At 41.3% G+C, this 21,932-nt stretch carries 18 protein-coding genes and 1 pseudogene; 5 read left to right on the top strand and 14 right to left on the bottom strand.

What is annotated here, in order from left to right; all coding sequences use genetic code 11:
• Positions 1 to 156: 156 nt before the first annotated feature.
• From R7Q41_RS07250 to R7Q41_RS07240, 3 genes are all read right to left on the bottom strand, one after another.
• Positions 157 to 348 carry a hypothetical protein gene (locus tag R7Q41_RS07250; RefSeq protein ID WP_005373328.1) on the bottom strand — a complete coding sequence of 64 codons (192 nt, stop codon included), beginning with the start codon at positions 346 to 348 and terminating at the stop codon, positions 157 to 159.
• Positions 349 to 457: 109 nt separating this feature from the next.
• On the bottom strand, positions 458 to 1,393 hold the full coding sequence (locus R7Q41_RS07245) for a universal stress protein (RefSeq protein WP_005373330.1): 936 nt from the start codon (positions 1,391 to 1,393) through the stop codon (positions 458 to 460).
• Between the two features lie 392 nt (positions 1,394 to 1,785).
• A complete protein-coding gene (locus R7Q41_RS07240) occupies positions 1,786 to 2,505 on the bottom strand; it encodes an SDR family oxidoreductase (protein ID WP_258634846.1) in 720 nt (239 codons plus the stop codon).
• A gap of 135 nt (positions 2,506 to 2,640) precedes the next feature.
• On the opposite strand from R7Q41_RS07240, the gene R7Q41_RS07235 reads away from it, so the two are divergent.
• Positions 2,641 to 3,549 carry a LysR family transcriptional regulator gene (locus R7Q41_RS07235; RefSeq protein WP_053349221.1) on the top strand — a complete coding sequence of 303 codons (909 nt, stop codon included), beginning with the start codon at positions 2,641 to 2,643 and terminating at the stop codon, positions 3,547 to 3,549.
• A 90-nt stretch (positions 3,550 to 3,639) separates the two neighbouring features.
• On the opposite strand, the gene R7Q41_RS07230 is transcribed toward R7Q41_RS07235, so the two are convergent.
• A complete protein-coding gene (locus tag R7Q41_RS07230) occupies positions 3,640 to 4,413 on the bottom strand; it encodes an AraC family transcriptional regulator (RefSeq protein ID WP_258634845.1) in 774 nt (257 codons plus the stop codon).
• Positions 4,414 to 4,512: 99 nt separating this feature from the next.
• Here R7Q41_RS07230 and R7Q41_RS07225 point away from each other — a divergent pair, with 99 nt between their 5' ends.
• Positions 4,513 to 5,649, top strand: a complete 1,137-nt coding sequence (locus tag R7Q41_RS07225) for a multidrug effflux MFS transporter (protein WP_065275212.1) — start codon at positions 4,513 to 4,515, stop codon at positions 5,647 to 5,649.
• Between the two features lie 114 nt (positions 5,650 to 5,763).
• Here R7Q41_RS07225 and R7Q41_RS07220 read toward each other — a convergent pair whose 3' ends face one another.
• The 10 genes and pseudogenes from R7Q41_RS07220 to R7Q41_RS07175 all read right to left on the bottom strand — a co-directional run bounded on the left by R7Q41_RS07220 (position 5,764) and on the right by R7Q41_RS07175 (position 16,164).
• On the bottom strand, positions 5,764 to 6,174 hold the full coding sequence (locus tag R7Q41_RS07220) for a hypothetical protein (RefSeq protein ID WP_054577796.1): 411 nt from the start codon (positions 6,172 to 6,174) through the stop codon (positions 5,764 to 5,766).
• A 203-nt stretch (positions 6,175 to 6,377) separates the two neighbouring features.
• Positions 6,378 to 6,908, bottom strand: a complete 531-nt coding sequence (locus R7Q41_RS07215) for a hypothetical protein (protein ID WP_225477451.1) — start codon at positions 6,906 to 6,908, stop codon at positions 6,378 to 6,380.
• 94 nt (positions 6,909 to 7,002) lie between these two features.
• Positions 7,003 to 7,614 carry a hypothetical protein gene (locus R7Q41_RS07210; RefSeq protein ID WP_065275211.1) on the bottom strand — a complete coding sequence of 204 codons (612 nt, stop codon included), beginning with the start codon at positions 7,612 to 7,614 and terminating at the stop codon, positions 7,003 to 7,005.
• Positions 7,607 to 9,826, bottom strand: coding sequence for a hypothetical protein (locus tag R7Q41_RS07205; protein ID WP_258635246.1), 2,220 nt, complete (start codon positions 9,824 to 9,826; stop codon positions 7,607 to 7,609). Before R7Q41_RS07205 ends, R7Q41_RS07210 begins: the two co-directional genes overlap by 8 nt.
• A 902-nt stretch (positions 9,827 to 10,728) precedes the next feature.
• A pseudogene (locus R7Q41_RS24485) lies at positions 10,729 to 11,296 on the bottom strand (DUF4150 domain-containing protein); the annotation flags it as partial.
• A 147-nt stretch (positions 11,297 to 11,443) separates the two neighbouring features.
• Positions 11,444 to 12,235 (bottom strand): type IVB secretion system protein IcmH/DotU, encoded by a 792-nt coding sequence (gene icmH / locus R7Q41_RS07195; RefSeq protein ID WP_258453783.1) that lies wholly within the window; start codon positions 12,233 to 12,235, stop codon positions 11,444 to 11,446.
• On the bottom strand, positions 12,232 to 13,557 hold the full coding sequence (gene tssK / locus R7Q41_RS07190) for a type VI secretion system baseplate subunit TssK (RefSeq protein ID WP_258635243.1): 1,326 nt from the start codon (positions 13,555 to 13,557) through the stop codon (positions 12,232 to 12,234). The genes icmH and tssK overlap by 4 nt, the downstream gene beginning before the upstream one ends.
• A gap of 11 nt (positions 13,558 to 13,568) precedes the next feature.
• Entirely contained in the window at positions 13,569 to 14,069 is a 501-nt protein-coding gene (gene tssJ, locus R7Q41_RS07185) for a type VI secretion system lipoprotein TssJ (RefSeq protein WP_005386118.1), read from the bottom strand.
• Positions 14,062 to 15,555, bottom strand: coding sequence for a type VI secretion system-associated FHA domain protein (locus R7Q41_RS07180; RefSeq protein ID WP_258635241.1), 1,494 nt, complete (start codon positions 15,553 to 15,555; stop codon positions 14,062 to 14,064). The genes tssJ and R7Q41_RS07180 overlap by 8 nt, the downstream gene beginning before the upstream one ends.
• A 9-nt stretch (positions 15,556 to 15,564) precedes the next feature.
• Positions 15,565 to 16,164: a hypothetical protein gene (locus R7Q41_RS07175; protein ID WP_132937161.1), complete on the bottom strand. Its 600-nt coding sequence runs from the start codon at positions 16,162 to 16,164 to the stop codon at positions 15,565 to 15,567.
• Between the two features lie 503 nt (positions 16,165 to 16,667).
• On the opposite strand from R7Q41_RS07175, the gene R7Q41_RS07170 reads away from it, so the two are divergent.
• From R7Q41_RS07170 to R7Q41_RS07160, 3 genes are read left to right on the top strand one after another with little or no spacing between them, the layout of a single operon-like run.
• Complete coding sequence (locus tag R7Q41_RS07170) at positions 16,668 to 17,981, top strand: type VI secretion system ImpA family N-terminal domain-containing protein (protein WP_005386112.1); 1,314 nt, start codon at positions 16,668 to 16,670, stop codon at positions 17,979 to 17,981.
• A gap of 27 nt (positions 17,982 to 18,008) precedes the next feature.
• Entirely contained in the window at positions 18,009 to 21,398 is a 3,390-nt protein-coding gene (tssM, locus tag R7Q41_RS07165; RefSeq protein WP_318144438.1) for a type VI secretion system membrane subunit TssM, read from the top strand.
• 31 nt (positions 21,399 to 21,429) lie between these two features.
• Positions 21,430 to 21,882 carry an Lrp/AsnC family transcriptional regulator gene (locus R7Q41_RS07160; protein ID WP_005373369.1) on the top strand — a complete coding sequence of 151 codons (453 nt, stop codon included), beginning with the start codon at positions 21,430 to 21,432 and terminating at the stop codon, positions 21,880 to 21,882.
• The last annotated feature ends 50 nt before the right edge of the window (positions 21,883 to 21,932 follow it).

Below are 21,932 nucleotides of genomic sequence, written 5' to 3'. Positions count from 1 at the left end.
ATTCGTTATTATAAGAAGGTACGCCCTATTCGGCGCAAATGACAAACTCCACTGTATTGTTTTAACCCAAGCGCTTCAAAAACGATCATGAAACCAAGGGAAAAGTAGCAAACAGTAATCACTGAGTGCTACTTAGAGGAACGCCGATACAAACCGCTATTTGCTGTCTGCTACGGCATAAGAACGTAGGTCACTACTTACGTGTTCTTGGCTGAATGTATATGGATTATCGTCATCAGCTAACTCGAATGCATCGTAGGTGCAGTCACCGATATCATTTCTCGGACAAACATAAACATTCGAACGTTCTATCATTTCTGTGTGGCATTTCGGGCATAGGTTTTTCATGTCACTCTCCTCTGATAACTTATTGATACATTGATAATTCCATGTTCTAGAGATCCATCTCCCTCCTTTACCTAAAACATCACTTAAACCCAACTTTGTTACACCCCAATTACTGAATCGGTGAGACAAAACCATCGGGCTTAAGAGCGACCAAACTACAGTTAATCGATTGCAAAATATTTTCAGCCGTATTACCAATGACATAACCAGATATACCAGTCCTCGCTAAGGTACCCATGACCAACACGTCTACCTCAATACTTTCTACGTAATCTGGAATCTTTTCGTCGGGTTTTCCATGCAGGTGGTGAATCACAATTTCACCTGTAATCCCAGACTCCTCCAACAGCTGTTGCAGAGCTTGTTTATGATCGGCTTTTGCCTTGTCGAGTTCATGTTTCAACTCAGCATCATCGACTTGAATCCAAGCGTTACCATTAAGGTAGTTTTCTAAGTAATACTCCCAGCAAGAAATCACGTGTAAACGACTATCGCAGGTGTCGGCTATCGAACGCGATAATTCGAGTAAACGCACGGCTAATGAGTGCTGTTCATCGCTTGCCGTTAATGGGTCGATAGCCACAGCAACACGGCGCTTATCTCTTGGCTTATCAATTGGTCGGTGCAACCAAAGCGGACAAGGGCATTTTCGTAACAGAGTCATATCAATAGCTTTGAAACCCTCAGCACCTTCACCGAGCGGTTCAGCTTCTTTGATGATGAGATCTTTGTTATCAGCTAATGCTTCTTGAATAATACAGACAGCGGGCTTTTCACTGCTTTTCACAGTAAGAGGAAATGCGAGATCCTCTTCAGAGAGTCCCAGCTTCTGTCTGTATTCGTGAATACTTTGTTTGAGGGAGTCTTGCAGCGATTGCTCATAACTTTGCTGGTACTGGATCATGTCTGTTGGGAAATCAGGACACGCTATTAGCCCTGAGACAGGCACTTTGTTGCTAGATGCAATCCTCATCGCTTGTTCGAGGGCGTCACTATGGCCTGGCAATCCTTGTGTTGCAAAAAGTATGTTTGCGAATCGTTTCATACACACCTCCTTGTTTGGTTAAATATTAACCATCCACAAAGTATAATACCTAACGGATAATTGTAACGGCTTGTGACGTTGATGAAATCAATTCTCATTAAGAGACGGATATTGCTTCATTTTGTTTTACGTCACACTCTCCTTTCTTCACAACTATCGCCTTCGACCTAAATAAATTCCGCTACCTAAAGTTGAGACCAAATAAAAACCCAAATTACTCAAAGTTTTTTCTCACCTTGAGTAACTTGGGTATAAGCAATAACACACTTAGTGTCCGGATTTAAATGGATGACCTAAATTTTCACGCAACTTAGTTTAAAGATGCCATCTCAATCACGAATCGGTATGCAAAATTTACGGCTTTAGTGACCTAAAATCGCCGTAACTCAATGTTAAGGTTGTTGTTTTGTCGGTGCCAAAGCAATTTCACGAACACACACACCTTGCGGTTGCTGATAAGCAAACAGCACTGCGCGTGCAATGTCGTCTGCGGCCAACACACCGCCCATATCTACCTTCCAAGCGTCATAACCATCTTTAATATCTTGAGACGTTGTATGTGAAAGTAATTCCGTTTCCACTGCACCAGGTGCAATCGTCGTAACGCGAACATTCGATGACGCAACTTCTTCACGTACGTTTTCAGAAATAGCATGAACCGCAAATTTGGTACCGCAATAAGCAGCATGATCAGGGAATGTTTTCTTACCCGCGATAGAGCTGATGTTAATGATCGTACCACTGTTACGTGCTTTCATAGGTGCTAGGACGGACTGCATGCCATTGAGCAAACCAATTACGTTCACATCAAACATGCGCTTCCACTCCGATGCTTCCTGAGTATCTATCTGACCTAGAAGCATAACGCCTGCGTTATTTACAAATGCATCTACCGGACCATACAACGCTTCAGCTTTCTCAATTGCAGCCTCAAAAGAAGCTTTGTCGGTCACATCTACCTTTTCACAAAGCGTATTTGGTAAGTTTAATGCTTCCAAACGTTCTACACGTCTTGCTAACAAAAGAAGAGCATGGCCCTGTTCACTGAAGTGACGTGCAATCGCTTCACCAATGCCTGAACTAGCGCCTGTAATAACAATTAACTTTTTCATTTTGAATCCTTAATCGAACGGTTTACATCAGTGGCGGTAAGTTTAAGAAAACTTTGTTTGTTGATATATACCGACCTAGTTGAAACACTGTTGTTATACTGCAACAATACTTTTTTGAATTATGAAGAAGTCATCATGCAAACACACATCAACCTTGCGGATATTCGCTCTTTCGTCCTAATCGCTCAACTAGGAAACTTCACGAAAGCAGCAGAGCAACTTGGCGTTTCTCGCTCACACGTTTCACGTCAAATAACAAATCTGGAGCAACAGATTGGTGTCACTTTGCTACAAAGGACCACTCGAACACTGAACCTCACCGAAGCAGGCAAGGTTCTGTATAAACAGTGTGAAACTGCCCTTCACAATATTGATCAAGCTGTTATGGCAGTGGTTGATGATGTAGAAGACTTAAGAGGTGACATTCGTATCAACTGTGTGGGGGGCTATTTAGGAGAAGACGTTGTCGCAGATATCGTTGCTCAGTTTCTAATCCAACACCCACAAGTGAGCATTAACTTAGATTTTAGCAGCCATCGTGTCGATTTAATCGCGGATGAATTCGATATCGCTTTTCGAATGGGAAAGTTAGACGACTCCAACTTTATCGCTCGCAAACTGATCGATGTGGAAATGGGGACATACGCAAGCCCAAACTATTTAGAAACATATGGCTATCCTTCACATCCAAAGGACTTAGAAAAACACGTTTGTTTGACAGGTAGTGTGACACGGTGGGCATTTGAGAACACGAATACAAAGCAGTCAACTGAACACCAGATACGTGGACAGTTACGATGTAAGAGCGGCAGAGTAATGATAAAAGCAGCCTTGGCGGGAAATGGCATCATCCGTGTGCCAACACTTTATTGCCAACAAGAACTCCAGACAGGCAAGCTAAAAGAAGTGTTTACCGACTGGAGCATTCCGAGTGTGGAATTTTCACTCCTTTATCATCACGACCGACATCAACCAAAACGCATCCGAGCCTTTGTTGATTTTACCACGCAATACTTTCGCAAACTGCAGAGTAAAGACAAGTAACCTGCATGTTGGTACCTGTCTATGTATGTTTTATAGGCTGAGCCTGCGAACCTGGGGTTTGTTCTAGAAAGAGTGTGAGCATTTTGACGCTTAAGGCTTGGTTTTCATAAACGTCAGAGGTGTTTGTCCAGTTTGCTTTTTGAAAAATGCAATAAAAGCACTGTCTGACGAAAACTCCAGCCAATCGGCAGCTGCGCTGACTGGCATGCCCGTTGATAACAATTCAACTGCCTTTAAAAGCCTCCACTGTTGCCGCCAATCTTGATAATTCATGCCCGTTTCCGACTTAAATAATCGTGTTACCGTCTTGGTGCTTGCCCCAACTTTGCTTGCAAGAGCAGTAAGCGAAGGAGCTAGAAATGAAGGTTCAACCAACTCTCGACGAAACGTTGTTAAGCGCCGATGCGATGGCAAAGGCAACTGAAACGAATAACGTTTCGCAGCATAAAACTCCTCCCAAAAAAGCGCCGTCGTATTTACCATCTCGCTGCTAGGCTTATCCCACTCCCAAAATGACATTTTATCAATAAGAGCTTGGAGTAAATTATTCACTTCTATCATCGTGATCTTACTTGGACAGGCAAACTCCTCACAATCAAAATACAAAGATCGATACGCCACCACATTCGTCATTAGTGCGCGATGCGGCGTATTAGGTGGGATCCAAACCGCCTTTGTCGGTGGCAAAATACAAATCGAGTCTTCCAGAGCAAAACTCATACAACCTTGAGGTGCGTACAATAACTGCCCTTTCTTGTGCATATGCATACCTGAGTCGTGCTTGCCAATATCCGCAGCAATTCCCACTACATAATTAGTAATCTTGTCTGCATCAAATTGTGTTCTTTCGTTAATAAGCGCCATTTTGTCCGAATATTGATGTATTTGGTTTTTATGTTGTTATTAGATCAATCATAGCCTCATTTATACTGCCCGCCAACTTCATTAACGATGGGTAACAATATGAATACTAAGCCCTCTTTATGGCTCATGCTGGTTATGTTGATGTTTCCGCAAATTGTAGAAACCATCTATAGCCCAGCGTTGAGCTCAATCGCTCTATCATTTGATGTAAACCACGCACAAGCAGCCCAAACATTGTCGATCTACTTCCTAGCTTTTGCCATTGGCGTTGTAGTTTGGGGAGTTCTCGCAGATAAACTGGGAAGAAGGCCCACCATGCTTATTGGGCTCTTTATCTATGGTTGCGCATCTTTACTCGCAACTCAAACCGAAAGCTTTGCTGTTGTCATGGCCGCGCGAGCCCTAAGCGCATTTGGTATCGCGGTAGGATCCGTTGTCACACAGACCATGCTTCGTGACGCGTTTGACGGTCAAGAACTGAGTAAAGTCTTTAGCTTAATGGGGATGGGTATATCAATCAGCCCGGTAGTTGGCATGCTATTAGGCGGGCAGCTTACAGCGCTTGGTGGATACCGTTATGTGTTTTTTGCCTTGTTTTTAATCGCGTTAGTATTGCTCGCTTATAACGTTATTAAGCTTCCTGAAACACAGAAGGAACAGACACCAGTACGGTTGCATCAACTTAGCTGGAAAATGGTAAGAGACGCGCGAATTTGGCGCTCAGGATTATTGGTTGCTTTGTATAACATTGCTCTATTTTCTTATTACCAGCTTGGCGCATTTACTTTCTCAGCACTTGGGTATAACTCCGAACAATTTGGATACAGTGGCATGGTACTGGGGTTAGGCACTCTGCTTGGGAGTTATTTAAACAAATCCCTAGTGTCTAAAAATGTTCGAAAAAGCCAACTACTTTGGCTCTCAGCAGTATTGCTTAGTTTGGGATCAGTCGGTGTGTTGATTCTGAGCCAATCAATCTGGTTTGTTGCTCCAATGGTGTTAGTCGTCATGTCTTATGGGATTGCGATACCCAATACACTCAGTGACGCACTCGTTGATTATAAACAACAGGTAGGTAGCGCAGGCGCTTTATTTGGGCTCATGTACTACATCATGATCGGGACGGGATTAGCGATGGCTGGAACAGTACAAAACTTAGGTGTCGTTCTATTATCATGTAGCTGTTTAGCGATTTTATTAGCGTTTTCTAAAAGGCAAGTTCATACCAACTTGTGACCAGATACTACACATTGCTTGCCTAATCTTCCGAAGATTGGTCTACATCTTTTCTAACAGTTAACTAAAACGTAAATAAAAAGCGCCTTTCGGCGCTTTAATTGTCTACAGCTCTTATTGCCATGTTGGCTCACCGTACTCTTCACAACGTTGCTTGTCGTAATTTTCAATGCGCCCGCGTTTACCTACAAACTGAACCTGAACAACCATTCCAGCTTCAACATATTCACTGAAATAATCGCAAGAAACACGAAAACTAGTATCGCGTATAACAATTGGTACCCATTCATAACCGCCGCTGCGTGGTAAGTAAGACTTGAAGGTAATGACCCCGTCATCTGAAACGTTGATTTCTTCATCATATTCATTCAACTTATAAAAACGTTGTCCATCAAACTCTGCCTTTGCTTTTTCAATTATTTCCTTCGTTGCTGTCGATTGCATCGGCGTATTTGAGACCAGTTGACACCCAACAACAGATGTCAATACGGACAAAGCCAAAGCGAGTTTAGTTATTTTATTCATTTACCTAACCACTGTATAATTATTCAACACTTACCATTTTAAAAGGAGGGAGACCATACTTTATTTTAAAGAAAATAAAAAGCGCCTTTCGGCGCTTTTTATCTGAACATTTCTTATCCAAACGTCTCGAGTAGATTTTCTAGAAAAGCTAACTTTTTATTACAATGAATTTTATTTAGGCTCTCACCGGAATCTATTGCTATTTAACCCCAAGCTTCAAACTCATTAGGCTTTACGTGTTTTATTTTTAATCTAACGTTGGGATCCAGAGCTGTTTCAGTTCCCAATTCACAGTAGTACTCAACAGCATTTTCATCTTCAATCATGTCAACGAAGCTAGCAACGACACTCAACCGTCCACCACCTCTAGTCAATGAAAAGTACGCATTCTTGTTTTCATTTACTTCAAATTTCAAAGGAATGAATTCAGGTTCTTCAAGAGAAATATCTATCCATTTATAGTTATCTAAACTCTTCCCCTTTCGTGGGGCATAAACTGTTTTCAACCCATTTTCGTCAACAACGAAGTACATCGAATTCTCGGCTTGATTAAAACAAGCTTTCAAGCCACCGTCTTTATTTTCCAAATTACATGTGAATACAACAGGGTCTTGTTCGCAGTCTGCATTTACAAAAAATGGTAACGGAAAAATAAATAAAAACCCCACTACCTTAATAAATTTACAAACCATATTAAACTTAAGTTTATCGACTGAATTTAAAAATAAAAACAATACTGAGCCTTGTCAAAATAGAGAACGCGAACATACATCGGACATTCCAAAAAATGAAACATTCATCAACAACTACTCTAGTCTTCTATACTGTTCATAAGTTAATGTCGATCGTCATATCTTGTACAGATTTATATAAATTGTTAACTATAAAATCAGAGAGTGCTCTTCTATCATAACTTTCCAAATTAATAATACTCTCTGGAGATTGCACATTGACTTTATATATCGTTTTTTTTCCTTCTCTTTTATCAAAACTCTCTTCGAGATATAAAACATCGGTTAGAACAATTTTATTATTTTTGTAAGAATAAACCAAAACAAAACTATAATTAGAATTATCTTCCTGTGTTGTTGTTAATATAATATTGTTTCCAACATTTTGGTCAACTGAATAACCCAGTTTCTTTACTAGAGTATTTGATATAATCAATTTATAATTAATATCATCTTCTAAAATATCAGGATAATTACTCTCATTGCCTGAAATCGTTGATATTTGATTATCACCAAGCAATATATCTTGACCTAAAAAACGTTGCTCAGATTTTGAAAAGTAATAATCTCCATCAATTTTATTTACCTCAATTTCAACTTTTTTATTTTTAAGATCTATTAAAAATAAATCTTCAACTTGAGAAAAAGAACTAAAGCTAAATAAAGCTGAGGATATAAATACGATCAACCTTACTAAAAATTTATTCATTACATAAAACCTCATATATATCCAAAAAATACTTTGTTCTTTTTTCTTTGTCAGAACGTGGAAGGCGTGAGTTAACAACATTAGTGATACTATTTGTACTAGCTATAGTTCCGGACACTTTCTCATTCAAATTATTAATATCCCAAAAGCCAAGAGCAGCTAAAAAACCTTCTTTGGTTTTCAAAACCGAGTAAGGGTCATCTGAAATATTAAAACCCAAGTCTTGAATTTTATTTTCCAATCTAGTTTGAACAGCGTCATAGTTATATTTCCAAGTTAACTGTATAAACCCCTTCCCCTTATACCTCAATCCAGAAACGTCCCCTCCCTTGACGAGTACAAAATGGCCATCTGGTGAGTCACAAGAATAAACACGTTTCGCTATCTCATCTTCCTGAGGAAGCTGGCTATAATAATAGCTTCTTCTTCTCACATACTTTTTCTTATCCGCCTGTGAAAGTGCTTTGTATTCACTTTCATCAATTCGTATATAGCCAAGACTAACTGCTTCTTCAGGGTATTTATTGAAGTAACGCTTAAACATTTCTTTTAACCTATCGACAGAATACCATAAGTCCTCTTCATTACCTTCTAGTTTCGAACCAACTTCAGCTCTTATCTGAGCAAAAAATTGTGCTGCTCGTTCATTGGTATTTATTTCAAAGCTACTAGCATATTTATTAAATAAGTCACGCACTTCTTCTCTTTTACTGAGGGAAGAATCTGGAAACATCAGGTTCATTTGCTTTTGAGTCACGTAGTAACCCGAAACAAAAGAATTAACAAAAGGCCAATAATGCCAAAGGCTCTTATCATCGCTTAGTTGCAAATCACCTTGTAAATCTTGCATCCATGAGAACTTATCTGCTCTTTCCAGTTCGAATTGCGAGAAAAGATCAAAGCTATCCATCACTTGATCGCGCCATGGGGAGTTACGGTAGTCCTCTATAGTCACAAAACCAGCGGAGCACTTAATATCTAGAGCTTCCTTTGCGGTCTGATGGATTGATTCATAAAGACTTTGTGACGACTCTGTATGCCAATCTGTAGGATGTTTCACAATAAATCGCTCAAAGTGTTTACGCTTACCGTCTAAGTATACTTTGGCATCGCGAGCAGTGAACGAGGAGAAGTCCGTTACTTGATCTTCTGTCACAGATTCAAGTAATTGCTGAATAAACGAATTACTCATATCAACGGCACCGCTACTATCGGCCCCATCGAGAACAACAAGTGGATTTTCTTCCGCATTTTTGGGAGAAATCTGTTTTTTGAAAAATTCGGGCGGCTCCTCAAAAGAGAACATCTCGATATGCACACGATTATCTTCTTTCTTAGTTCCAATTGCATCGTTACTGTACTCATGCAGTCCCATGTAACCGATATCTTCCCCAGCTGAAACCTTTATCCCCTCTCTAAATAGGAGTGGGAGTAAAGAAACCACACTACCGTCCCTAATCATTGCCGCCTTGTCCGACATCCATTTAGGTTCTGAAACTGGTTCTGATAGGACAGCAGAGGAATCTTCTAAAATGTCAAAGTCACTATTGAGACCCGAAGCAAACCAAACAATCTTGTTTAACAGTGCTTTTTCGCTACCACTTGCCGATTTACCATTCTCTACCACACGGCACTTTATCATTTTGTAGGTATTTTTGTCGATCTGGTATGGATGGGTCTCCTTCTCTTCTGCATACAGGTATTCAAGTAATGTTCCTTTAGACATCGACTGTTTTTTTTCACCAGAATTAGTAGGCACATCACTATGTTTGAAAGTGCGTACATTTCTCGCTTCTTGTAAACGGTAACGCGTGGTTATAGATGAATTGGCGCCAATATCTGAAGGTGGCGCAAGGTGCATATAAAGTGTATAGAACTTAAATACATCTTCATTATCTTCGGGGTTTACAGCCTCATGCTCGATAAGCACAAAGTTATTACTATACTTAAACTCTTGCTCTTGGTACGTTGATGTTAGGTAATCAGGATTTATGCGAAATGCCACTATTTTTCCATCAAGCATCGCTTGAATAGGTCTGAGCCCTTTCCCCCACGGTAACATTTTTGATGTTAAGTGAATGCCACTATGCCAACCGTACCCTTGTCCTATTAAATAACGACCGCTCTTAGCTTGATCAAACAATTTCGTAAAATCACTGAGCGTGTAGTAAGCGTCACCTTCTCGTTGCGCTATCGGAAAAACTGCATCCATGATTTAAATGTCCTAGTCAGAAAAGTTATCGTCAAAAGTGACAAATGATGGGCGGTTCAAGTTGTTTGACTTCGTGTACACCACCGCATTAACCCTACCTAAATTAGTAGCAAAGCTAGATTGGCTCGCTATGTTAACGGTACTCCCAAGGGCCATTGCCGATATAGAAATTAGGGTGTCATTTTTGGTTTCGAAAATTTGGCTAATGACGTCAGGAAGTGCTTGTTTGAAGTGGTTAAGTGCTTTTTTATAACCGTTTATACCCTCTTCAACAGAACTCAACGACCTTGCAGAAGCTTGGCTTTGTATGAAATCTAAACGACCGATGATTTCACTGTTTAGCTCATCGATGTATGAACAGATTTGATTGTTTATCAACGTCCATAAAACAAACTGCAAATACTTCACAGTATTCCCAGTCCCTAAAAAGCGAAGCTTCGCTAATAATTCATAGGGAGGCTCAAACACATCAGCTTGATATAAGACTCTCAATATATCGCCATTTTCGTGCACTTGCTCCAAGAGCAGTTCAACTAAAGGTTCATATTTCTCTAGCGCAGTAGTATCAGTTTGGATGTGATAAAGTGCCGAAACATAAGCATCAGAAAAATCTTTAGAGTGATTTTGACTAATCGCATAAGGAGACGATATACGGCTTTGCTCTAACACAATATCTTTAAAGTCATCATCACTGAAGGATGGGGACATCAATATCCCCCAGTCATTAGCAACCCCAACACGATCCTCCCAAAATGGCGAGCGGCGACCTGCGACAAACGTACAAAAATCATTCGGATCAGGGTAAGTTTCCGTCACAATATTTTCAGCTAAAGATTGGTTCGGCGTATAAGAGTCTTGAGTTTCGCTGAGCACTAACTTGCATTCTTTTAGAGCGAGACCATTAACAGTTGCTTTTCCGCTAGAATCCAGCGCTCCACTCCCAATGACAGCACCTGAAGGTTCGACTAAAGAAAATTGTGCATTAGAGTAAGGGAGCCCATTTGGATATTTGCATTCTATATCCAACGTATACGTCCCTTCCTGATCTTCCGTAACAGAAACCGATGGGTTTTGTGCCCCACCCAAACACATGGTGTTGGCTTTGTTCATGGTCATTTGATCGGACAGGCGACATACGCCCTTACCTTCAAATTTAACCGTTGGTGAGGCTGAAATGAATTTTGCTTCAGCTTCTATCGTGCCAGAGGAAACGCCTTTTCTGTCACCGCCCGCATCGCCGGTACTTTTTGAGAACGTACTGCCCTTGATAGCGACACTGTTACCGCCATCCATAGAGACTGTCGTAGTCCCACCAGCAAGGTCTGCTGATTTAGCATTGTTGCCATAAGGGATAGGGACGACTGGCTTGCCGACCTTAGTTAAACAAACATCTGGGAGCGTTGCATTCGCTTCACCACCTGAGCCTTTATGAACTATCGAAAGTCCATTCGCACCAACTGTTACGCCCATAACCAATCCATTTGAATTTTATTGATTGAATGATAAAAGAGATCGCAAACTGCAATCTCTCTAAATAACTAGTGAATTTCACTAAAAGACCAGTGATATTCACAATAAGCCCTAAAACTGGCAGAAGATCTCATTTTAGATCTCTGGTTATCTATACATTTCAAGCAGTTGCTGAAATTTTAAGTCTATGACGATGTAGGTTGCCGCATACATAAGCACAAACGTCATCGCACTAAGACTTAAGATCAGCTTGGGTGAAATTACCCTTTTTAACGGCTTCTTTAGATATTTAGCTTTAAGGTTGATTAAAGAAACTTTTTCTTGTTCTGCTAGGCGGTCATCTCGCACTAATCGATAAATGGTGCTGCCAATTTCCGCTAACTTTTCGTTGCCACGCTCTTCACGGCCGTACTTGCCTTGGAAACCAAGTTGAAGCAATAAATAGAGAAACTCTATAACGTGACGGTATTTGCGAGGGTCGGCTTTTAAGCGGTCGAGAATAACGAAGAACTTATCACCACCAGACGTTTCATTATGGAATTCAGACAGTAAGCTGTTCTGGCTCCAGTGACTATTTGCCCCCCATTCTTGCCGACAAACAGATTCATCAATCGCCGCACACAAGCAGTAACGAATTACAAGAACCGAAGCACGATCGAGCTCCATTTCATTAAGTTTTCGTTCGCCTTTTCGAATCTCACGTGCCACTTGTTCACGAAATGGCATCGGGTCATCAAGCCAAGGGATCGAAGACATACAAGACAGACTGGCGATCAACCATGAGAACTGGTCCACTAGCGGGTTAATACCCATGTTATCGATAGATAGATCTTGTACTGCGATGTTTCTCGACAAGTCAGGCGCTGGCATTACCTCCATTGGTTTGCCAGGCTCTGGTTGGAATAAGACTACGGTGACGTCGGTTTCTGCGTAACTCATAGACGAACGGCCCAAAGTTGCAATGATAAGTTAGCGAAATCGCCCGCAACGTGAATCGCAATCGCAGCAGTGTTCTTCAATGCCATCCACTCTTCGCCCGTTTTATCGAGCTCGAAATAGGTGTAGCCAGCGTGATACGGCAGCGCACGTGGCACTACTGGCATTGGTTTGATCTCAATCCCAGGCAGTTGAAGGTTAATCAAGTCACGTATGTTATCGATAGAACCGATCTTCGTTTGGCTGACAAACTGGGTATGCAGGACATCCAAGGTCACGTCAGCTTTAACTGCGAGGATAAAGGTCGTCGTATCGATGATCTTATTGTCAGGGATTGCTGCCGTTCTGATGCCATAGTTCTGATCTTTTAAGGTCAGTGGAATTGCTCTTTGCTCAGACATCACGCTCAATGTCATTTTCGCACTGTCTAGGACGCGAGAAAGACAGCTAGTAAGATCACCATGATTGTACTTCGTAAACTCAATAGGTCGGCGTGTCGTTGAGCACAGCGTCGAAAGCTCACCTTCTGCCTGAAGAAGAATTCGATACAAAGACTCAGGATGCACAGCTTCTGTGCTGGCGAAATGCCAAAACAAGGGTTCGTATCGGTTGAGCGCTTGCAATAGCATAAAGTCAGAAACCGATGATACACCTTGTTGATCCACCACCCCTAATCGCTGAACTATCGATTCCGCGCGATGCTTCAACATAGAAGCAAACTCGGTCGCAAATTTACTCAGTACTGTCGACGCATGAATATCGATACAGGTAGGAATGAAACTATCATCTAAGATCACGCTGCCATCAGGCTTCACTTCTGAGATCTTTAAGATCGGAATAGACGTGTAAGCACTCTTATCTTCATGATCGTACATTAAGCAAAAGTTAAGCTTACCGACGACGATATTTGCCATGTCTTCCGAATCATAACAAGCGTCAACCGCTTCTTGAGATTCCATCGTATAGCGCGCACCGTCTTTTTTGATACCAAACAACTCAGAACGTTCCGATGGTAACGGACAGCACAAATAAACGACTTTATCGGCAATAGAAGGATCTACATCTTTCACTTCAGGCAGCTCGGCAAGCAACGGAAGCTCAAATGGTGTCCGGTCTTGTAAAATACCTTCAGCACGAGTAATACCGATTTTACCCAGTGCTAGTAACTGAGAGTTGATTTCTAAACGTTTAATTCCCCAATGCAAAGGCGATGCATTGGCACTCAGTAGGCTCGATAGTTTACTTTGCGAACGATCGAGTTGTTGAAAATGCTGCGGCTTCATGAACATTCCATCTTGCCAAACAACTGGATTGTATAAAGACATGTTTCTATCCCTTAAAAGTAAACCTGTTCAATGCCGCGAGTGTTATCAGAAATTAACTCACTGCCCTCTAACTTGAGCTTGATGTAGTACTCGCTCTTCTCTTCAATAACTTCCACTTTTCGCCATGACGAACCATCAATATCACGAAAAGCCACTGAAAAACCGACGGCACGAGTGTCAGGGTCTAGCGTTAGCATTTCATGAACTTTTCCACCTGGCTGTATTTGATATTCGTAACGTTTGATGTACTCATCACCCAACGACGCTTTATCGCTCTCAAACAAGGCAAAGAAATCTAAGCTTCGGAACAATACTGGCGAACTTAATTCGTGAAGACGGAGAATAACTGGAGATGACTGGCCCCCATTTCTCACATTGAGTACAGGTGATGCCTCAATAACCAATTCAATCGACGAAGTTTCTGGTGTGATACCTGTGGACTCTTTAAATTGATCCCACATGGAACAACCGGACAACATGGCAAATCCGAGTAATACGGCGATACTACGCATGGTTTCCCTTAATCACTTTGTTATAGTTTTTCTTAATCAGCCCTTTTAAGGATGTTTCATTAAGCAGGCGACGATTATTAGTGTAGAAATCTAGGTATTCGGCCCACAGCTTTGACTTAGTTGAGAACAAAGACTGGCTAGCGACCCTGTTAGCAAATGCTACGGGATCGTTCGTTTCAGACTGTTCTAAAACGAGCTCATTCAGTGCTTTGTTAAACATAACTTGGTGGTCGTTCAGCTCATCGAGCATTTGTTCAACCAGTTCATTTGGAGCCAGTAATTGCTGACTATTCAAAGTGAGCATTAGCTCTGCAATGTTCGAGTTAGCCTCACTCGCACTCTGCTCATCCTTTAACGATTCCACTTCGTGCAACTCTTTCTGTAGGTTATCAATACATAAACGCAAGCAAGTGCCCATTTGCTTGAATAACTGCGCCTCGTTTGTCATCAACTCTGGATTTCGAATACCCAAACCATCAAAAAACGCTTGCGCTATATCTTGAGAGCAAACGGCCGCATCAGTATCGACTTGTGCTTTCGTCGTACTGTTTATCGCGTGCTCTGCCGTAGGTATTTGAAGTTGCTGATTAGTGTTAGGAGAAGGCGTAAAAGATTGGGTCATCTCTTCCCATTTTGACCCTGTGTTAGCCTGCTCTACGACCATCTCAGTAACATTAGGCGTACGATGTTGTCTTTGAATAGTGCTATCTGGGGCTACCGTGCCAGGTTGCATCACCTCAGCTGAGGCAATATCGGCTCTATGTGCCTTACCGCTTTCTGGCGCTAATGCATCATTGACTGATGCGTTACTCTTGGTTTCCGCAGCCATCCAGTCTTCAGGGATTAGGCTTGGCTGATCGAATTCGGAATATATACTGAAACTGTCATCGACCACCTGACGCGTGCTTTCCACGGTTCTAGGTTGTTCAGATTCTGTACGCTCATTATCACGAATTAAGTAATCGTCATCTCGCTGCATCGAAAAGTTAAGGTGAGCAACAGGATCATGACAATCAATGTCATCCTGTTTCGTCTCCATAAACAAATCTTCTAAGGCACCGACTTTTTCTTCCTCTTCGACAACCGCATCTCCTAGACTAACCAGAGGATCGCTAGATACTCGCTCAGGAGCAATATCAGCGGCGATGTCTAGTGTTGAGGTAACGTGCTCAAGAGAAACACCAATCTCATATTGCCCTAAATAAATGATGTCACCATCAACTATCGCAACGGGTTGATTTTTTAGTATTTTATTCCCATTTACCATTGTGCCGTTAGTTGATACGTCACTTATATAGTAGGTATCTCCATACACGCTGAGCAAACAATGAGTGCCCGATATAAAGCGGTTGTGATCGGCTAAAGACACGCTACAGCTTGGGGAACGACCTATCGAACCACCACTTTCAGGCATTTCAATATGCTTTGCACCGGTGTATTCCTCTGGACACTTTGAGATAAATAAAACTAGCTGATTTGAGTACATTTACGAACCTCAAAAGAGCAAAGAAACTGATAGTTCAAGCCCACCAATTCCATCATTTACAACCGGAAGGATATAAGAGGCCTGCGGGATAATTTGTATATGGGCGTCAGGATTACTGCCTAACTTTATAGCAGTACCAAGGGTCACAACCGCACCTAACTCAAACTGGTCGATGTCTTCAACACTCTCATAACGATAGCCCTCTTGGTCTACTTGCCAGCGATTAGAATATTGCGAGTAACCGACAGACAAGCCCGCACCAACGTATGGCGTGAAAACACTCCAAGAAGTCAACGCATATTGAGGAACAACACGAAGTTCATAGTTCGTCGCTTCTTGATATAAGCCGTTTGCTGGCGCTTCAATATCTTCTGCTAGATAGTTTAGCCCTAACCACCAACGCCAACGGTTATTGTTTTCATCAATAGGACGAGTATGAACCAAGCCGAACCTAAGCGTATCCTGCTCACCACTTTTACCTTCATCGTATTTAATGCTATCGATAGTCAACATACTGGTAGAGAGTCCATATCGCTCCCCTTTTGCCATTACAACAGAAGAAAATAGACACATGGCTGAAATCAGCCCAATTTGACTTGGTTTTAGCATTTCGTCCCTCTAGGAAAACCGATATTCTACTTAGAGGCGAAAGATATCAATTATATTCTCTTTTTCAATAAGCCTAAAAAAACACCTATAATTTAATACATTTCAACTATCAGGTTGGTTGTTTTACCTACAAACAAAAACTAAAGAACCGACTACAGATTAAGTGACGAGACAGTAAATCTTTCTATTTAAATAGAAGTAACAGAATTTGATTGCTAATTGGACAAAACGTAATCTCCGATAACAATTTAGTTACTTTTTAATCAACGTTCTCATCTTCATATATAAGTTTCTTCTTATAAATAGACTTAACTATTGATATTAATATTATGAACAAAGATCACACTAAAAGTAATTTAATTTCTTTTAATGAATTTTTATTATCTAATCCGCTTATTTTGTCTATAGAATTGCGACAGATGTGCACTGCTTATAATTTAATATAACAGTAGTGAAATCCTATATAACTTAATACTTCTATATGATCAGTTGGAACTTTCCTTATGTTTTTTACCGACTTCGCTCGAAGACCAATCGATGAAAATAACCCAAGCGGCTCTAATCCTAATGGTTCTGAGGATTTTGACGAAATTAAACGTCAAATAAACAACCTGAATAAAGTCACAGGGAGAGTCTCGTGGAAAACGGTTCAAACACTCTCAAAAAAGATCTTGAGTACCCAAGCGAAAGACCTACGTTGTTGCTGTTACTTTACCGTTGCGTCAACCTATAACGACGGCTTAAGAGGCCTTGTTGAAGGGTTAAACTCAATACTTGATGTGTGTGTCGTATATTGGTTCAACGCGTATCCAGAGCATTCAAAGTCAAAGGCACGAATGAGCGCTATTGAATGGATGGTAGAGCATACTGAAAAACGAATTAATAAGCATCGGGCGTTACCAGAAGAGCTTCCATTGATAGAGGCAGCACATCAATTATGCTTGAGGATTGAGGAAGAGCTTCGTCTTCATTACGGTATTGAAGCGCCGTCATTAGGTCGCATTCGCCGTATTTTGAATCAATGGATTGAGCAGATAAAAGAACAACAGATTGCGGCTGAGTTACGCGAGAAAAAACAAGCCAACACTAGCGCTCCTGCAGCAACGCAGAAGGCACCTGAAATTAAAGTGAATGTGTCTCCCTCTCCAGCACCGGTGTCATCACCCAACCTAAATAGCCAAGAGAAAGCATCACCGGCAAAGTCTGGTCGATTTATGATCTACTTCGTTATTGGTTTGATTGTTACTGCGATATGTTCACATTTCATGTACGAGCAACAACGTTATCGAACATTGGAACAAAAAATTAATCAAGCTTCACTTAATGAACTTGTAAATTTGGTCGCCTCGTTAGATTACGAAAATAAAAAATATGCTCAGTCATTGAAAACGCAGGCCATTAATCGTGTCGATATTATGATGAATAACTGGTTTTTAGACTCGGCAAAAGTAAGTAACGTCAGCGAGCTCGATAGCTTGACCAATGAATTAATCGCGATCTATCCGGATTCGTCTTCTGCACAGCAACTACGTCAGAACTTTTTGACACAGAGCGCCCATTTAGAAGACCAGTTTATGGATGTTTATAAGCGATTCTCAGACGCAAGAACGGTGTTTGCCAACGTAGCTAGACAGAATGTAGATAAGAACTCTGAAAAGGCGTACGAATACAGTAACTCGTTATTCCCGCTTTTAGGTCGTATTGAATACGCTGAAAAGTATTCACAGCAAAAGGAAATTGACCGCGCAACCCTTTTACTGAACATCTACCTATATAAATTGAGTCAGCTACAAGCTGAAAAAACTGACAATAAATAACAATACAATTAAAGAAGTTTTAGGCTTATGTTCAAACAAAAACTGTTTAGAAATCCAGTGGTGATTTCTACTATATTGATGTTTTTAGTGGCTGCAATTATCACCACTATTTATCTGCTTTTTCTTGACGAAATCGATCAACTTTATCTTTGGCTGACCCTTGGTGCTATCGCCATTGTTTACGTCACTTTTCAATTCACATTATGGTTGAAGAAAAAGAACAACGCTAAAGCTCAACATTTGGAAACCGAGGAAGAAGCACTTTCTATGGTTATCCAGCCTCTTCTTGCTAACTCAGGCAAGAAACCAATTTACCTGATGCTTGGTAATAAAGGGTCAGGGCGACGTCAATTTTTATTTAATTCTAGTGCAATTAAACCGATGGATCGCACTAGAACCGCTAAGAATGACTTTTTTGAATGGTACGAATCTGACAGCGCTGTATACATCAAACCAGACCAACGCTTAGTGTTCCAGGAAGTATCAAGCAGTGATGCTTCTTTATGGAATACGTTCATTGAAGAAGTTATTCATCATCGACCTCGAAAGCCATTTTCTGGGTGTCTATTCTTCACCGATTTCGAGTTCATGATCGTCTCTGAGCCAGAGCAAAAAGAGTACACCATTTCGTCGTTATTGGCGCGCTTGAGTACCATCAACTCTAAAACGTCTTCAGCATTGCCAATCTATTTGATTATGTCAAAGCTAGACAAGTTAGATGGCTTTAAAGAATACATGCACTTTAGCTCTCTCAAGACACGTGTTGAGTTCCTCTCTATCCCACTAAAAGAAGCCAAAGGTGTATTTGCAGAGTACTACCGCGATAGCTATCGAAATCTAGTGAGAGTGCTTGAAAGTAATGCGCTAGATGCATCCGCTAATTCAACGGACATTGATGAGAAACAAGCAATACTCGCTTTCCCTAAGCAGTTTGAGCTATGTCAGTCTGAAGTCAGCTATGTGCTTGAGCGTCTATGTGATGTTAACAACGGTGTCTATTCACTAGACATCCGTGAGATTTTCTTTAGTTCGAGTCTGCAAGGCGGTCGCAAGTACAATTTACTTGCAAAAAGTTGTAGTAATTACTTCAACTTACCTATTATCGCGTCAGAGCATACTCAGTTAACAGAAACGCCTTATTTCTCTCGCTTTCTGATTGATTCACAAATATTGCCGGAAAGCGACTTTGCGGGCGAAAACAAGACGTATCTTCGTCTAATTCAGAGACAAAGCCGTTTGGCAATACTCGGCTCTATTATCCTGCTTACTGGGGGCAGTTACTTCTTTTTCACGACATTAGACAGTAACTTACATGTGATGAATCAACTCTTGAGTATCGATGACAAATCACAAGTGGAGCAAGATGCAAGATTCGATGAGCTTTTAGCGAAGGCGACGAAAACAATAGAGCCTTCTTATGGGGCGTGGCTTAAAGGTTCTAAGGCTTTGGATGAAGAGATATTACCACTCAACATTAGCCGTTTGGATCAAAGCACTCGCATCGCTTACGAAGCTTTACTTAAGGACGTTGCTCAACAGTTAATACCTCTTATTGAGAAAGGTTACCGTCTACAACTGACACAAAATCAAAACACTTTTACACGCGCTTTACCTCTATTGAAGGGGTATCTAATGCTAAACGATCCAACAAAGCGTGATATCCGTTTTTTGCGTCATCAAACTCTCCAAATGATGAACGATTTAAGCAACCAAAGTGACGTCGTCAATCAGGCGATGCGCTATTTGGACGCTTACTTTAGCACGCAGTTTGATCCAATTGATATCAATATGGATCTTGTTCGCGCAACACGTCGCTCATTGCTAGCAAATTCGAATGTTGATCTCGTTTATGCAGGCATTTTAAACGAAGCAAATTCGATTGATTTAGGAACCCTAGATCTGCAACGAGCTGTGGGTTTCGAGTTTAGCAATGTATTCAACACACCAATCGATAGTGAACGCTTGATCGTAGATAAGATCTATACCTCCACTGGCTTTAGCACTTTTTATCGACCACGCGTGGACCTAATGTCACAACAAGTCATCAGTGACAACTGGGTTTTAGGTCTGTCACAACACGTTATTCCTACTAGTGAAGAACAAGAAGCCTTCAAAGAGGAAGTACGTAAAAAATATACTGACGACTACATCAGTAATTGGCGCAATGCGCTGAGTGAACTAAAAGTCCAAAACTATGACAATGTCGGCGATCTAACGAACGCGATAGACTTAATCTCGGGCCCTTCTTCACCAATGACAACCGTACTGAAACAGGTCTATGCCAACACACAATTTTCACCCGTTGGTGAAAAAAATGCTCTGATTTCAAAGCTAGACCCGAAACTCGTGGCAGCGGCAGACTCCGCATCAGACGCAGTAGAGGAAGTAGTTAAGCCTGATTACTTGTTGATGAAACGTGTTGAACAAGCTTTCCACTTATTAAACCAACTTCAGGTCAGTGAAACACCAAACTCCCCTACTCCTTGGGATGAGACCGTAACAGCGTTAAGCCGTGTTCGCACATATATGAAAGACATCGCTGATGCACCTGACCCGCAAATGGCGGCGCTAGCGGCAGCTCAGCATCGAATGAACAGCAGTGAAGCTGACCCATTAATCAAACTTAAACAGATTGCCCAAAAATCACCGGAACCCGTTCGTAGCTGGTTGTTAGATGTGGTTCAACAAAGCTGGTCAGTCATGATTAAAGAGTCCGCTAAAGGCATTCAAACCCAATGGTACAGCGAGATTTACACCAAGTTTAAAGAGATAGGGCTAGGACGATACCCATTTGATCTAACAGCGACCGAGGAAATCTCAATTGAAGATTTTGAATTACTGTTTGCTTCCGGTGGTTTGTTAGACACATTTATTCAGAAAAATTTTGCACCGTTCTACGATACCAATTTATGGACGCCAAAACAGGTGGATGGCGAGACGATGCCAATCTCTCCGGCTCTGTTAGTGCAACTGCGTAACTATAACGTTATTCGAGACACATTAATTAATAAAAGCACTAACCGCGTTCATATTCCGTTTAGTGCAAGAGTACTCGATCTTGATTCTAGTGCGATTAGAGCGAGCTTAAAAATTGCAGATACCAATATAAGTTACTACCACGGTCCAAGCCGCATTCGTGAAATGGCATGGCCACCGCAAAATGGTGACTTCAATATTAGTATCACACTCCAGGATGTAACCGATGAAGGCAGACAGCACGTTTTAAATAAGAGTGGTCAATGGGCGATATACAGATTGCTAGGTGACTCGACCTTGACAAACACTCATAACGGCAGCTTTGTCAGTGACATAAAAGTGTCAGGGAGGGACTTGAGCTTACGCATCACTCCGTTGACACAGAAAAACCCATTCACTCTTGCTGAGCTGTATAACTTTACGCTCCCAGAGTCGATTTAATAACAATATAAAAACAAAATAGGCAGAACACATGATTTCAAACATGACTTTACAAGGTTTAGATAAATTAGATCGAAAAATACTTTCAAGTCTATTGTCGAATGGGCGAGAGTCGATTGCGAATCTATCCCGAAACATTGGTTTGTCTCGAACAGCAGTAGCAGAAAGAATTAATCGTTTAGAAAAGACCGGTATTATCAAAGGCTATACCGCACAGATTCGCGTAGAAAATGAAGGGCGAAAAGCCGCTAGTTATCTACTGATCTCTTGTGAAAAGGGTAAGAAGAATGATGTAACGAATGCACTTAAAGAAATCCCTGAGGTTCGCTTAACGAGCGTTGTTGGTGGCAACTTTGATATTATTGCCCTAATTGAAGCGCCCGACCTGCAGTCTATTCATCATCTTTGTAATGAAATTGAATCATTTAACGGCATTCAAAGGCTTGATACTACCGTTGTACTGCACCAGCCGATCAGTCGTTAAGCTTTTCTGACCTCTTTGAGGAAAACATAAAGGGCCGCTCGTTGAGCGGC

It is taken from the genome of Vibrio sp. 2096, from assembly GCF_033339595.1.
In the GTDB taxonomy this organism is placed as follows: domain Bacteria; phylum Pseudomonadota; class Gammaproteobacteria; order Enterobacterales; family Vibrionaceae; genus Vibrio; species Vibrio alginolyticus.
This window is presented reverse-complemented; position numbering and strand designations above follow the sequence as displayed.